16 protein-coding genes are annotated in these 14,389 nt (G+C 41.0%); 5 read left to right on the forward strand and 11 right to left on the reverse strand.

All coding sequences use genetic code 11. The annotated features are described in order from the left end of the window. The first annotated feature begins 319 nt into the window (after window positions 1–319). The 3 genes from ubiH (at window position 320) to ACZ8ZH_RS05510 (ending at window position 3,196) form a co-directional block, all read left to right on the forward strand. Entirely contained in the window at window positions 320–1,528 is a 1,209-nt protein-coding gene (gene ubiH, locus ACZ8ZH_RS05500) for a 2-octaprenyl-6-methoxyphenyl hydroxylase (protein WP_086207820.1), read from the forward strand. After that, window positions 1,525–2,769 carry an FAD-dependent monooxygenase gene (locus ACZ8ZH_RS05505; RefSeq protein WP_119063011.1) on the forward strand — a complete coding sequence of 415 codons (1,245 nt, stop codon included), beginning with the start codon at window positions 1,525–1,527 and terminating at the stop codon, window positions 2,767–2,769. The genes ubiH and ACZ8ZH_RS05505 overlap by 4 nt, the downstream gene beginning before the upstream one ends. A gap of 175 nt (window positions 2,770–2,944) precedes the next feature. Next, a complete protein-coding gene (locus tag ACZ8ZH_RS05510) occupies window positions 2,945–3,196 on the forward strand; it encodes a hypothetical protein (protein WP_086207818.1) in 252 nt (83 codons plus the stop codon). A 123-nt stretch (window positions 3,197–3,319) separates the two neighbouring features. Here the strand turns inward: ACZ8ZH_RS05510 and ACZ8ZH_RS05515 are convergent, their stop codons facing one another. The 5 genes from ACZ8ZH_RS05515 to ACZ8ZH_RS05535 form a co-directional block, all read right to left on the reverse strand. Beyond that, window positions 3,320–3,976, reverse strand: a complete 657-nt coding sequence (locus ACZ8ZH_RS05515) for a DUF2238 domain-containing protein (protein WP_119063010.1) — start codon at window positions 3,974–3,976, stop codon at window positions 3,320–3,322. Window positions 3,977–4,071: 95 nt separating this feature from the next. Beyond that, window positions 4,072–5,460, reverse strand: coding sequence for an adenylosuccinate lyase (gene purB, locus ACZ8ZH_RS05520; protein ID WP_119063009.1), 1,389 nt, complete (start codon window positions 5,458–5,460; stop codon window positions 4,072–4,074). 57 nt (window positions 5,461–5,517) lie between these two features. After that, window positions 5,518–6,249: a high frequency lysogenization protein HflD gene (gene hflD, locus ACZ8ZH_RS05525; protein WP_086207815.1), complete on the reverse strand. Its 732-nt coding sequence runs from the start codon at window positions 6,247–6,249 to the stop codon at window positions 5,518–5,520. Between the two features lie 13 nt (window positions 6,250–6,262). After that, window positions 6,263–7,396 (reverse strand): tRNA 2-thiouridine(34) synthase MnmA, encoded by a 1,134-nt coding sequence (gene mnmA / locus ACZ8ZH_RS05530; protein WP_086207814.1) that lies wholly within the window; start codon window positions 7,394–7,396, stop codon window positions 6,263–6,265. A 4-nt stretch (window positions 7,397–7,400) separates the two neighbouring features. Then, entirely contained in the window at window positions 7,401–7,886 is a 486-nt protein-coding gene (locus ACZ8ZH_RS05535; protein ID WP_086207813.1) for an NUDIX hydrolase, read from the reverse strand. 190 nt (window positions 7,887–8,076) lie between these two features. Here ACZ8ZH_RS05535 and ACZ8ZH_RS05540 point away from each other — a divergent pair, with 190 nt between their 5' ends. Further along, a complete protein-coding gene (locus ACZ8ZH_RS05540; protein WP_119063008.1) occupies window positions 8,077–8,988 on the forward strand; it encodes a LysR family transcriptional regulator in 912 nt (303 codons plus the stop codon). Between the two features lie 7 nt (window positions 8,989–8,995). Here the strand turns inward: ACZ8ZH_RS05540 and ACZ8ZH_RS05545 are convergent, their stop codons facing one another. Both ACZ8ZH_RS05545 and ACZ8ZH_RS05550 read right to left on the reverse strand, forming a co-directional pair. Beyond that, window positions 8,996–9,505 (reverse strand): SRPBCC family protein, encoded by a 510-nt coding sequence (locus ACZ8ZH_RS05545; protein WP_119063007.1) that lies wholly within the window; start codon window positions 9,503–9,505, stop codon window positions 8,996–8,998. Between the two features lie 288 nt (window positions 9,506–9,793). Further along, window positions 9,794–10,471 carry a hydrolase gene (locus ACZ8ZH_RS05550; protein WP_119063006.1) on the reverse strand — a complete coding sequence of 226 codons (678 nt, stop codon included), beginning with the start codon at window positions 10,469–10,471 and terminating at the stop codon, window positions 9,794–9,796. Window positions 10,472–10,596: 125 nt separating this feature from the next. Between ACZ8ZH_RS05550 and ACZ8ZH_RS05555 the strand changes: the two genes are divergently transcribed. Continuing rightward, window positions 10,597–11,493, forward strand: a complete 897-nt coding sequence (locus ACZ8ZH_RS05555; protein ID WP_119063005.1) for a LysR substrate-binding domain-containing protein — start codon at window positions 10,597–10,599, stop codon at window positions 11,491–11,493. Between the two features lie 34 nt (window positions 11,494–11,527). Here ACZ8ZH_RS05555 and ACZ8ZH_RS05560 read toward each other — a convergent pair whose 3' ends face one another. The 4 genes from ACZ8ZH_RS05560 to ACZ8ZH_RS05575 form a co-directional block, all read right to left on the reverse strand. Further along, on the reverse strand, window positions 11,528–12,064 hold the full coding sequence (locus tag ACZ8ZH_RS05560) for a gamma carbonic anhydrase family protein (protein ID WP_086207808.1): 537 nt from the start codon (window positions 12,062–12,064) through the stop codon (window positions 11,528–11,530). A gap of 92 nt (window positions 12,065–12,156) precedes the next feature. Next, complete coding sequence (dacC, locus tag ACZ8ZH_RS05565; RefSeq protein ID WP_086207807.1) at window positions 12,157–13,305, reverse strand: D-alanyl-D-alanine carboxypeptidase PBP5/6; 1,149 nt, start codon at window positions 13,303–13,305, stop codon at window positions 12,157–12,159. A gap of 117 nt (window positions 13,306–13,422) precedes the next feature. Further along, window positions 13,423–13,809 carry an MCR_0457 family protein gene (locus ACZ8ZH_RS05570; protein WP_086207806.1) on the reverse strand — a complete coding sequence of 129 codons (387 nt, stop codon included), beginning with the start codon at window positions 13,807–13,809 and terminating at the stop codon, window positions 13,423–13,425. Window positions 13,810–13,996: 187 nt separating this feature from the next. Continuing rightward, window positions 13,997–14,371 (reverse strand): MCR_0457 family protein, encoded by a 375-nt coding sequence (locus ACZ8ZH_RS05575; RefSeq protein ID WP_119063004.1) that lies wholly within the window; start codon window positions 14,369–14,371, stop codon window positions 13,997–13,999. Between the last annotated feature and the right edge of the window lie 18 nt (window positions 14,372–14,389).

Below are 14,389 nucleotides of genomic sequence, written 5' to 3' on the forward strand. Positions count from 1 at the left end.
AAATTCAAATACTTACTTTCTTTTAAAGAGCTCAATCTGAATTGGTTGGGCTTTTTAGTGGTTATTTACGTTACACGCTTATTATGAGGTCAAAGCTCCACATTTCTTATAAGTCTGTTTAAACAGTGAGCAGAACAAGTTTTGATGGAAATCAAAAAGACTGTCTTTTCTAAATCATGGCAGAGCACTTTACGCTGAAAGTACGCAAAAACATCCATTTCATTATAAAAAAGAAAATCTTTGATGTAATATAAATCCATTAAAACTTATAGGTATTTGAAGTTTTTGACTTTAGGTACGCCATAAAAAGGATAGAAGCATGCAACAAGAAGTCATCATAGTTGGTGGTGGTATGGTCGGACTCAGTCTGGCGTTGATGTTAGCCAAACAAAACATTGCGGTGAAGCTTTTAGAAGCGATCAAATACCCAAATTATGATGATGTAAACCTTGTGCCATACCATTCTAGCTTTGATGCAAGAAACAGCGCACTTTCACGTCGTACAGTCCAAATTTACCAAGAACTGGGCTTATGGAGTGCGTTACAAGAACATGCAACGCCTATTTTAGAAGTAAATATCACCGAACAAGGCAGCTTTGGTAAGGCGCGTCTTAAAGCAGAACAAGAAAAAGTCGAAAGCTTCGGGCAAGTCATCGAAAACGCATGGCTCGGTCGTGTGCTACTGACAGAAGTTCAAAAACAGCCACTTATTGAGTTGATTGATGGTGTACAAGTCACTCAACTAACGCAAGATGCTGATTTGGCGTACATTGAAGCAAACCGTGGAGAAGATGAACTTTCAATGCAAGCAAAACTCATTATTGCTGCAGATGGACGTGATTCATTCTGCCGTAAAGCTTTAGGAATAGGCGCTTCAGAACATGACTATGACCAAGTTGCTATTGTGACTACCGTACAAACCTCAAAACCGCACAACCATGTGGGTTTCGAGCGCTTTAGTAGTTTAGGGCCATTGGCATTGTTACCGCTTCCGGGTGAATACCGTCGTTCTGTGGTGTGGCCTGTGCAAAAGGGTACTGAAGGGGAATGGTTGGGCGATGAAAATGACCAACACTTTTTAAATGCCTTACAAGAAACCTATGGCGATCGTGCAGGTAAATTCCAAAAAACAGGTAAGCGTTTTAGTTTTCCATTATCACAAGTACTAGCAGAAAAGCAGGCCGCAGGACGGGTGGTGTTAATGGGCAATGCCGCGCATACCATTCACCCCGTTGCAGGGCAAGGTTTTAACCTATGTATGCGTGATGCGCACGTCTTGGTCCGTTATTTAACGGAACAAAGTGCGCAAGATGCAGACTTGGGTGATGCAACGATGTTGCAATCCTATGAAGCTTCACGTTTGACTGACCAACAGCGTGTAATTAAGTTCTGCGACTCTGTAGTGCGTGGTTTTAGCAACAGCAACCCGATCTTAAAATTTATTCGAAACACGGGGCTGGTCGCATTTGATACAATTCCAGGCATTAAACCGCTAGTAGCTAACTATGCCATGGGGCTAAAAGCATGAGCCAAGTTCAAGCTGATATTTTAGATGTGGTGATCATAGGCGGTGGTTTAGTTGGTGGACTGACAGCCTTACTTTTAGCACAGGGTGGTGTGCAAGCGACAGTACTGGATGCTGCGCCTATTTTAGATGAACAAAAAACGCTAAGCATTGCTAACCCACGTGTTTTGGCACTCAGTCAAGCAACGATACATTTGCTTAAAACCATTGATGTTTGGGATAAAATTGCCCGCCAGATGCCCTATAGCGGCATGCAGGTGTGGAATAAAAATGGCTATGGTGAAATTAACTTTGGTCATGCGTCCCAGCAGGAACCACAAGGCGAACAAGCTCTCGGTTCTATGGTTGAGCCAAGTTTGCTCAATTTAGCGATTCAACAGCAGATGCTTACTATACTCAATGATTACCGCACCCAAGTTAAAGTTGCCCGTGTCGAAGAAGGTGTTGGGTTATGGTATATCCATTTAGCCGATGGCACGGTGCTAAAAACCAAACTGGTGATTGGCGCAGATGGTGCAAACTCTTTTGTACGAGAGCAAGCATTTATTGATATTGATGTACTCGACTACAAACAAGCGGGTTTGAGTTGCGCCATTCGGACGGCACAGCCACATCAATATGTTGCACGTCAGATTTTCTTAGAAACTGGCCCTTTGGCATTTTTACCGATGGCGAGTTTAAAACCAGAGCAAGCAAGACATTGGCAGTCGATCGTATGGACTTTACCTGATGATTATGCAGATGAATATGCTGCACTTTCAGATGCTGAATTTACCGAGCTGTTAACGCGAGAAAGTCACCACATGTTAGGCGAAGTGTTGGAAGCGACACCGCGTGCTACTTTCCCACTCAAAGCACGTGCTGCACAACAATATGTTAAAGCGGGTTTGGCTTTAATTGGTGATGCGGCTCATGTAATTCATCCGTTGGCGGGACAGGGGGTGAATATCGGTTGTCTTGATGCAGCTGTACTATGTGATGCATTACTACATGATCTAGCACGTGGCGTATGGGCAAATGAGCAAACATTGAAGCGTTATGAACACCGCCGTAAAGGACAAAATGATGCCATGATGCATAGCATGTCTGCGATTGGTTGGATGGAAACTACACAACTCTTTCCCGTAGTGTGGGCACGAAACTTTGGTTTGAAACAGGTTGAAAAACTGCCTGTATTAAAAGATGCTTTTATGACACAGGCCAATGGTTTAGGGTTGCTCAAAGAGACGCGTTATGCTGTCTAAGACGGGAAGTGTTATTTTTTAGCCAGTCGTAAAATAAGATTACGATTTTGATTAAAAAAGATACGATTTTCTGTTGAATAAGACTATGCGAAAGGCTGAGAGCTTGTTAAATTTCAACATAATTGAAAACCAGTAATACATTGGAACCTTAAAGGTCATTTGTGGGGAGATTAAGATGACTGATTCAAATGATTATGATGATGTAGAAGACTCAGCGGTTGATGAGGACGAAGCACAAGCCGCTGAAAAGGGCGCATCAGATTCTTCTGAAAATGCAGCAAGTGATGGTGATGTTGCCGAAGCTGAGACACTCACTGTGACTGCGAAATTGAAACAGCGCCAAGCGCTAGAAGATGAAGTGGCTGCTTTTCTCGCACGTGGTGGTCGTATCACAGAAGTGCCAGCAGATGAGTCTGCAAAAGATTGATGTTTATAAAACACCACCAACGTGGTGTTTTTTTATGGTCTGCTTAAAGTTTCGTGCATCAATTACAATACGTGCAATCAATTTTGTACAGTCGTCAGTTGCCTCTATTCGACTAACTGTTGATTAGCTTTTATATAAGTAAATGATGCCTGTGATGATTGAGCCAACGGTTGCTAATAGCATATCTTTGTGAGCATCCCACATGTCACCTTGCTGGCCATTATAATTTTCAGCATCTTCAGGTGATAAGCCCATCGCAATCAGCCATTCAATCCATTCATAAATCAGACTGCTTGCCATCACAAACTGAATCACCAAAAGGAATAGTGTCAGTTTTGAAAGTTGCGGTAACCAGACTTGAAATACACGATAGAAAAATGGGTAGAGCAGTAGACCGTATGCTAAATGTACAAAGCGATCATACATATTACGTGTCCAACCTAAACTCTGGTTGAGGTCAAGGTTTAAGTATTGGATCGACCATTCATTATAGGGTACATAAGAATACAGATAATGTGCGCCAAGTATATGAATCAGCAAAAAAACAATATACAGCACAAAACTCATCAAGCTGAGTCCGAGTTTATACAGACAAATGATCAGTGCAATTAGCATGAACACAGTTCCGACCTGATGCAAGATATAAGAGCTGAGTTCAAGCGGGTGGATTGAAGCCAAAGCCACTGCTAAACAAAGCAGGATGAGACAGATCCAATGTGGCCTTTCCAGTTGATCGTTGATGGGATTTTCTGTGGTTGATGTTTTCAGTATGGTTGTCATCTTTTTATTTTTTCAATGAGATGTGTGCAATATGCTTGTTTGTATTATAAATAAAAAAGCGAAGCCTAAGCTTCGCTTTTTTTAATTTCTAAAAGTTAGATTTTAGAAATTAAGTCCGCAACTTGTTTTGCTTGTTCAGCTGCATTACCTGTATAGGTTGCAGGCGTCATTTCCGCTAAACGTGCACGGTCAGCAGCAGGAACAGCTTCAAGTTCATTACCATTAACGAAGTCAACCATCATGTCACGCGTCATCGCTTGACCACGTGTTAATGCTTTTAATTTTTCGTATGGCTTTTCAACGTTGTAACGACGCATAACGGTTTGAATTGGTTCAGCTAGAACTTCTTGTGCATTGTTCAAGTCTTCGTCAATACGTGCAGCATTCAGTTCAAGTTTACCAATGCCTTTTGAACATGCTTCAAAAGCAATCAAGCTTTGTGCAAAACCAACACCCATGTTACGCAGTACAGTTGAGTCCGTTAGGTCACGCTGCCAGCGAGAAATTGGAAGTTTTTCACCTAAGTGAGCCAATACTGCATTGGCTAAGCCTAAGTTACCTTCTGAGTTTTCAAAGTCAATTGGGTTCACTTTGTGTGGCATTGTTGAAGAACCCACTTCACCGTCTTTCAGTTTTTGCTTGAAGAAACCTAAAGAGATGTAGCCCCAAACGTCACGGTTAAAGTCGATCAAAATCGTATTGAAACGACGTAAAGCATCAAACAGTTCCGCCATGTAGTCATGTGGTTCGATTTGAGTGGTGTATGGGTTAAAGCTTAGACCTAAAGACTCAACGAATGCTTGTGAGTGCGCAGGCCAGTTAATGTCTGGGTAAGCAGAAAGGTGAGCGTTATAGTTACCTACCGCACCGTTAATTTTGCCTAAAAGTTCAACTTGTTTGAATTGTTTGATTTGGCGTGCAAGACGATATGCTACGTTCGCCATTTCTTTACCCAAAGTGGTTGGACTTGCAGTCTGACCATGTGTACGAGACAACATAGGTTGGTCAGCATGTTTTTCAGACAATGCCACGATTGAGTCAATGATTTGCTGCATAGAGGCAACCAATACATCACGACCACTTTTCAGCATTAGTGCATGAGACAAGTTGTTGATGTCTTCAGATGTACATGCAAAGTGAATGAATTCACCTGCATTTTTAAGTTCTTCGATGCCTTCAATTTTTTCTTTCAGGAAGTATTCAACCGCTTTTACATCGTGATTTGTAGTGCGTTCGATGTCTTTGATACGATTTGCATCGCTTTCAGAAAAATCAGCAACAATTGCATCAAGTGCAGTATTGGTTGCAGCGCTAAATGCAGGGACTTCAGTGATTTCTGGACGGTTTGCAAGCGCTTGTAACCAACGCACTTCAACAGTCACACGAGCATGGATTAAACCAAACTCAGAGAGGAAAGGACGAAGCGCATCACATTTGCTAGCGTAGCGTCCATCTAATGGAGAAAGTGCGGTTAAAGCGTTCATAGCGATTCCTTAAACTTTGGAATTAAACGTAAAACTAAAAAGCCCGTCGATCATGTGTTAAATCACCTGATACTGTAAACGAGCGAGATCTTGAATATCTTTAAGCAATTTGCGTTTGCTAAACACCATGCCCCATGAACTTCCACCGAGCTGACGCCATAAATGTGCCAATTGTAAGCCTGTAAAGAGGGAAGCACGAATGCGGTTGGTATGTGATGAATCTTTAAATGCTTCTGCATTGCCTCGCACCATAATGCGTGGGTTAATTTGTCCTGCAGTGTCTACGTAGGTTTGTGCGAGGTTGGCAATGATGCTTGGGTGCAAATAGTTATTATCGAAAAAAGAAAGCTGTCTTAAAATTTTTTGTTGGGACTGTTCAATAATTTCAACGAATTTGGGGTTGCTATACACTTTCTTTTCTAATTGTAAGAGTGCCATGGCATAGGTCATGGGAAGTTTAGCAGTGGATAATTTAGGAATTCGAGTTTTGGGTGAGGTATTAAAGGGTTGGGTAATGCTACTTTCTAAGGTTTTCAGTCCTAAGGAGATGTCCGCTAATTGATGAAAGAAGTCTAAGGTTTGTCCGCTTTGGTTGCCCTTTGGTCGGATATTTAAACTGGCTTTAATCAACTGCTCTAAATAGAAGTTACCGCTTTCCCCAATACTTTGCTGACCGCTCAAGGCGGTCATATGCGTTAGTTGCGCAGACTGAAACACAGCCGCCAACGCCAACGCTCGGTTTTGGCGTTCGTTCAAAGTTTGAGGCTGTTGAAACGGTAACTCAGCCATGTCTTAAAATCCTTTAAATAAAATCAGGTTTAGGAGCATTGGTATGATGAATCACGCCACCGCCTAAACAAACTTCACCTGAGTAGAATACGACACTCTGACCCGGAGTCACGGCACGTTGCGGTTCATCGAACTCAACGCGTACGCCACCTGGGGTAGTCGGATCATTAAAGATCACACAATCTTGGTCATCTTGGCGATAGCGCGTCCGAGAGGTACAACGGAAACCTGTCTCAGGAATCTGCATTTCACCTGCGACCCAGTCAATCGCTTCACTCCAAAGTGTAGTACTTTGCATGAGTGGATGTTCATGACCTTGACCAATCACCAAACGGTTGTTTTCAATATCTTTATGTAGAACGAACCATGCACCTTCAGCGACACCTTTCAAACCACCAATACCAATACCACCGCGTTGACCGAGCGTATAGTACATTAAGCCGTGATGTTCACCAACCTCTTTGCCATCATCTAAGACGATTTTTCCAGCTTGTGCAGGTAGGTATTGTTTTAAGAAGTCATTAAAACGACGTTCACCAATAAAACAGATGCCCGTTGAGTCTTTTTTCTTCGCCGTGACTAAGTCATATTGTTCCGCAATTTTACGTACTTCTGGCTTTTCAATTTCACCCACTGGGAACAAGGTCTTATTAATTTCACGACCATGCACAGCATGTAAGAAATAGGTTTGGTCTTTATTTTTATCTAAACCACGTAGTAAAGGTGCATATTCCTCACCTTTAGAGTTGGTCATAGTTTCGCCGCGACGTGCATAGTGACCAGTTGCAATAAAGTCCGCGCCTAGTTGCATGGCATGATCTAAGAACGCACGGAATTTGATTTCTTTATTACATAAAATATCTGGGTTTGGGGTACGGCCCGCAGCATATTCCGCTAAGAAATGCTCAAATACACGATCCCAATATTCCATAGCAAAATTGGCGGTGTGTAACTTAATCCCTAGTTTGTCACAGACTGCTTGAGCATCGGCTAAGTCTTCCATCGCTGTGCAGTATTCTGTGCCGTCGTCTTCTTCCCAGTTCTTCATGAAAAGACCCTCAACTTGATAACCTTGTTGAAGAAGAAGAGCAGCAGAAACAGATGAATCTACACCACCCGACATACCGACGATGACACGTTGTTGCATAGGACTAGGCATCCAAACTTGAAATAAGAGGAGAATTTTGGTGCTCATAAACGAGCGATAAAGGATATTTTTGACCCGCGAGTGCGTCTTGAACTGCTTTAATCACCAATGGACTACGCGCACGAGCCGTTTCGAGCAGTTCATCCAAAGTCATCCATACTGCACCGACGATACCTGTATCGAGTTCGGCTGTTGGATTATGATGAAGTGACTGCGCTAAAAAGCAGAAACGGTAATAGGTACGATCTGGAAACATGGGCGGTGTATAGGTATAAATGCCCAATAACGCATCTATAGACACTTCATGTCCAGTTTCTTCCATTGTTTCACGAATGGCAGCTTCGATGAGGGTTTCACCTGATTCAACATGACCTGCGGGTTGGTTAAATACTGTATGTGTCACACCAGCGCTGTGTTCTTCAACAAACAGAAATTTTCCGTCTTTTTCAACAACGGTTGCGACGGTCACGTGAGCTGTCCAAGCGGTCATGTAAAAGCACCATGGGGAGAAAAGGGTATTCTACAAAATTTAGGCCGTGGTGGCTATGTTGAATGTTTTTTTCTTGAAAGATGAATATGCTCAATATGATGATTAGCTAATTTTTAAACACTTTTACTCTGTGTAGCTAATAAGACTTTCTAGCTTATAATGAAAATAATAAATTTAAGGCTCTCATATCATGAAGCATGATATCAAAAATTTGGATCTCAACTTACTGAAGACCTTTGATGCACTTTTTGATGAGCGTAGTGTAACGGGTGCGGCCAAAAAGCTGTACCTCACTCAGCCTGCTGTGAGTGGAATGTTACAGCGATTGCGTGACTATTTTGAAGACCCATTATTTACGCGTTCTCAACGGGGAATAAACCCAACTTTAAGGGCATTAGAACTTGCGCCAGTCGTTAAAAATATTTTAAGTGATATCCATACTTTACTTAAACCCAGTATTTTTGCGCCCAAAGAGGCTGAGCTTACGCTACGTATTGCAGCTACAGATTATGCATTAAAGACAATCTTGGTACCTTATATTGCTGAGCTGAGACGTTCTGCACCTAAAGTTCAAATTGCAGTGGTTTCTGTACACAATGATGAGATATTTACCCAATTAGAACGTGGTGTTATTGATTTTGCATTAATTACACCAGAACATGCACATTTAGATTTACATACTTACGATTTATTTGAAGAACACTATGTTTGTCTCATGAGTGCTCAACATCAAATGGCACAAAATAAACAATTGAGTATTGATGATCTCTGTTCTACAGACCATGCTTTGATTTCTCATGATGGTGGACAATTTGTTGGGGTGACTGACTTACAGCTTAAAGGACTAAAAAAAAGACGACAGGTAATGTTGTCGGTGAATAGTTTTTTGATCTTGCCTGAGATTTTGAGTACGACAGACTTAATCGCTGTTGTGCCGTCACGTTTAACTCAGAATTTGCAAGGTTTTAAAGTTTTTAAACCTCCTTTAGATATCCCTCACTTTACTAAAACACTGGCTTGGCATGAACGTAACCACCGTGATGCCGCCCAGCAGTGGTTACGGCTCTTATTAATTCAGACAGCGAAGGGAAGTCTGTGCTGAGAGCTCTCTAAATTTTAGATTTTGCTATTTTAACTAGACCGTCTAACCAGTCTTGGTGTCCATTTAACATCGGGTTCGGTTTAGTGTGTGCTAATTCTTGAGCTGGTCGACCTATTTGGGTTTCTTGAGTCAAAATACGGACGCGGTCATGAGGAAGGTCTTCAATCAACCAAGCATGGTGGACATCCAAGCGATCACTAGAATCTGGTTCACCTGCCCAGCCATGCCATGCGATTCTAGCGGGTTGATGATCTTTAGGCGGGGCATACTCAACGACCTGAGCATTGACTGGAAAGCCAAAAGTTTTAAAGAAAAAGACTAAGTTGAGCTCTAAGCATTTTGCACCATTCAAATCAATATCTGAGGCGTTTCCATAATATGAAGGCCATAGATGCGCATTGACTAAAAAAGGCCAAATATCTTGAACGGATAAGTTTGAAACAATCACTTCATTCGAAACAAAGTTATCGGTATGTCCAGGGAGGTAATTTTCAGGCCAGTGGATTGCGTTAAGCATGTTAAATCCTGTTGTTTTCTAGGATTCAAATGATCTACTGCTCTTTTATATAATACTAATTGTATTCTTTAATTTTAATTATACGTTTTTTTTATATCTAAACGGTACTCATTTTTAATGCGATTTTTTATTTTAAGATTTTGATAAATATATCGTTTATTTAAAAAATGAGTGACTTGGACTGATTTAAACTTCAGTTCAGCAAAATAGGCACCTATAATGAGATGCCTATTTATTTTCAATTTAGCTTTAAACGGTTAATGGCGATTCAGCCTTGATTATTTTAGATTAGCGATTGGAATCTAGAACTTCGTTATTTTGAACGACTTCTTGCGCTTTCACATAGCTTTCCATCAACAGTGCATAAGCAGGAAAGATCTGAGTGTAGACTTGAGCCCATTCCTGAGCATCTTCACGATTCCATGTTTTTTGGATTTCAGAAGCAACTGCCGCAGTATCCATCGGTACAACACCTGCTTGAACCACACGTGCAAGAGTAATTTCCTCTGCCATTTTGGTGTATGTCCCTGAAGCATCAATCACTGCGAAAACTTTGTAACCTTCAGCAACTGCACTAATCGCAGGAAAAGCCATACATACACTAGTAATGGTTCCTGCAATAATTAACGTCTTTTTCCCTGTCGCTTTGACTGCATCGACAAAGTCTGGGTTATCCCATGCATTAATTTCACCTTTACGTGCTACATATTGTGCATGTGGGGCATTTTGGTGTATTTCTGGAATTAAGGGACCATTTGGACCTTGAGGAACAGAAGCTGTTGTAATGACTGGAATATTGGCGAGTGATGCAATTTTTGCCAAAGCCGCCGCGCGTTGACGCAATTCAGGCATCGGCATATCACCTACAGTTTGAAATAAACCACTTTGATGGTCAATTAAAAGCATCGCTGAATCTGTTGGATCAATCACAGGACGTTGGTCATTGAAGTTTGCTGGAGTAGACATTTTTATTACCTTTTGTATGGATTAACTGGTGATTGCTATGTTAATTTCATGACAAAGGTGAAAAAATACCTAATATGGGAAACATTGTCATACTAAAAGAACAATTAGATGTTCAGGGATTGTAGATGAAAGATTTTAATGACCTGTATTATTTTGCTAAAGTGATTGAGTATGGTGGTTTTTCTGCAGCCAGCAACGAGTTAATGATCACGAAATCCTTGCTGAGTCGCAGAATTGCAGAGTTGGAAGAGCGTTTAGGGGTAAAGCTACTCAACCGAACCACACGCAGTGTGTCCGTGACGGAAGTTGGAAAAGTCTATTATCAGCACTGCCAAGCCATGATTATTGAGGCTGAAGCGGCCGATGCAGCTATTGAAATGCTCAGTTTAGAACCTGTAGGCACAGTGAAAATCTCATGTCCTGTGAATTTATTGCATTTGAATGTCAGCACTATGCTGAATGATTTTTTAAAGAAATATCCCAAAGTGCGTTTGCATGTTGAAGCCACCAATCGAAAAGTAGATTTGATGAATGAGCGTTACGATCTAGCAATACGTATCCGCCCCTTACCACTAGAAGATAGTGGCCTCGTTGTACGTAACTTGTCTTTGTCTCGGCAGTTTATTGTGGCGAGTCCACAATTGGCCTATCAGCAGTTTTCCATTCAACATCCTAAAGAGTTAAATCAATGGCCTGTGTTGATGATGGAGTCATTTGTACCTGAATATCATTGGAAGTTATTCGATGAAAATGAAGAACCATACGTGCTGAAGTGTGAACCGAGACTGACCACTACCGATCTCAATGCATTGCATGTAGCGACTTTACAAGGTCTTGGGATTGCCAAGTTGCCAGAACTAATTATTCATCAGGATTTAAAAGAAGGGCGTTTAGTCAAAGTAATTCCAAACTGGGAGCCAAAACCAGAGTTGATTCACTTAGCCTATACCTCTAGACGTGGTTTGTTACCATCAGTGAAAGCCTTAATTGACTTTTTGGTGACAGCATTTGAAAAATATTAAGAAATGAAAAGTGCGATGCAACTCGCACATAGGTCTATGACTCTAAATAATGCCCTGAAACTTTCACATAGTTTTGTGCTGAATAGGGTAAAAATGCTAATTCTTTTTCCGTAAGTGGGCGTACCTTTTTAGCTGGGCTTCCGACATATAAATAGCCACTTTCCAGCACTTTTCCAGGAGGCACTAGTGTGCCTGCACCAATCATGACATCGTCAGGAATAACGACATCATCCAAAACAATGCTGTTGATGCCAATCAGTACGCGATTGCCAATAGTACAACCATGTAAAGTGACATGATGTCCAATAGTCACATCATCACCAATGATCAAAGGAGAACCGTTAGGTTTGTCTACTTTTTTATGACTAACATGCAGCATCGCATGGTCTTGTACATTTGAGTTTTTACCAATTCGGATTGAATTGACATCGCCTCGAATCACAGCAAAAGGCCAGACTGAAACATTGTCAGCCAAAATGACATCGCCAATCACTACGGACATTTCATCAATATAGCAATTGTTACCCAGTTGCGGTGTGGTGTTCAAATAGGGGCGAATATTTTTAGCCATATTGGTGTTCTGCTTTTATGTAGGTGCTCATTATAAAATAAAAAAGCACCCAGACCGAGGTGTGGATGCTTTAACTTAAGTCTAAATATGACTTAGAATAAGTTTGAGAAGAATTGTTTGATGTGATCTAACATACGCGCAAAGAAGCCTGCTTCTTCAACATCTTTTAATGCAACCAGTGGCTTTTCAGCAATCACTTTACCATCAAGGCTTGCAACGTATTTACCAACCACTTGACCCTTTTTCAACGGTGCAGTGAGTTTCGGTTGAACTACAATCTGCGTTTTAATAGAGTTGGCTTGACCTTTAGGCATGGTCACGTTGAACGTTTCAGCTAGGCCCACAGGGACTTCACTGTCTTTACCAAACCACACTTTCGATTTGGCTAAAACTTGGTTCGCTGCTTGTACGTTTTTAGTTTCAAAGTTCGCATAACCCCACGCTAAAATTTCACGTGTTTGTGTTGCGCGTTCTTGCATGCTTGGCGCACCAAAAATCACCGAAATTAAACGCATAGGCCCGCGTTTTGCTGATGTGGTCAAACAATAACCCGCTTCATCAGTATGGCCGGTTTTCAAACCATCGACACTTGGGTCGGTATAAAGCAAGGCATTTCGGTTACCTTGTTTAATGCCGTTAAAGCTAAACTCTTTTTCAGAATAGATAGGATAGTATTTTGAGCTATCATGAATGATGTGCTGTGCAAGCGTTGCCATGTCTTTAGCGGTTGAGTAGTGACCTTCAGCTGGCATACCAGTTGAATTCATAAAGCTAGTATTGCTCATACCGATACGTTTTGCTTCAGAATTCATCATATGTACGAAAGTACCTTCGTTACCAGCAATGTGCTCAGCCATCGCTTTAGATGCATCATTTCCCGATTGAATGATAATGCCTCGTAGCATCTCTAATGCAGTTGCAGTACCGTTCAAAGGAACATACATACATGATTCTGAACTGCTGCCACGACACCATGCAGATTCGTTCATGCGAACTTTTTCATTTTCAGTCAGTTCACCTGCCAGCAATTTCTGTTCAATAATGAAGCTGGTCATCATTTTTGTCATTGAGGCAGGTGCTAATTTTTCGTTTTCATTTTTTGATGCGAGGATTTGCCCAGTCTCATAGTCCATCAGCACGTATGATTTATTATTTAGTTCTGGTGGTGAGGATAAGACAGTTGCTGCAAAGGAAATGCTTGGTACGAGTAATGCCGCAGCAAGGGCGCTTTTTTGAATCATTCTAAGGGGTTCCGATTTCTTTAGTATAAGCACGAGAGCCTTGCATTTTAGGACAAAGTTCTGCCGACTTCTATGGGAGAAATCGGCTTATTTTAAAGATATTGTAACCAATTGGTATTATTTGCTGTAAGTACTCAATTCTGTACAAATTTCTTGATTCTTTGCTTTGCCTGCTTTTTTTGCATCGGCTTGCGCTTCAGCTAAAATTGGCTTGAATTTTTTTTCTTTACTGAGTTTTTTCAGATATGCAGTAGGGTTTTCTTGTTGTGGAAGATACTCTTTTGCTAAAGAGTTATAGCCATTTTCAAACTGCTTTTGGTCAGAAACTAGATCTGGGCAAACTTCTGAGAGTACATAAATTGCAGCTAATTCTTGTTGAGTCACTTGTTGTAGTGGGGTGACTTCAATATTTTCATCTTTAGTGGCTGCTTGCGCGGAACTGATGACCATTAAAGTAGAACTGCACACCGCTAAAATCACTTTTTTCATCATATTCAAATTCATTTGAAACCTTAAGACCATACTTGTTAGTGCCATAATATGATGAGCTTAAACAAATTTTAAGTAAATGTAAGCGAATAAATGTATAGAAGCTGTTGAGGTAAATTTACAGTGTTGACATTTTTGATGTTAAAAAAGGTGAATATTTTGATTTATTCACCTTTTTTATTTTGCACGGCTGGCTACTCAATTAACCTTCAAAGTTTACGACATCATCACATACAGATTTTTGTTCTGCTTTGTCTGAACTGTTTGCATCTGCACGTGCCGCTTTGAGGATAGATTGGTATTCGCTATCTGACTGTAATTTTGCGTATGTCATCGACTTGTCAGAATAATCTTGCAAATATGTTTGAATCAGCGCTTGGATGTTACTTTCAATTTTAGGAGCTTGACCCACCAAAGCAGGGCAAAATTCAGTCATGACTTGCGCTGCTGCAATATCTTCTTTCACAATGGTATTGGCTTCTTCTGTACTTAATCCTTCAACAGCAAAAGCAGATTGAGAGATTATGATAGCCATGCCTAATCCGAAGAAATTACGTAATGTTAAGGTTTTAATCATTTTTAAAATCACATATTT

The sequence above is a fragment of the Acinetobacter sp. SW-226 genome, assembly GCF_055632855.1.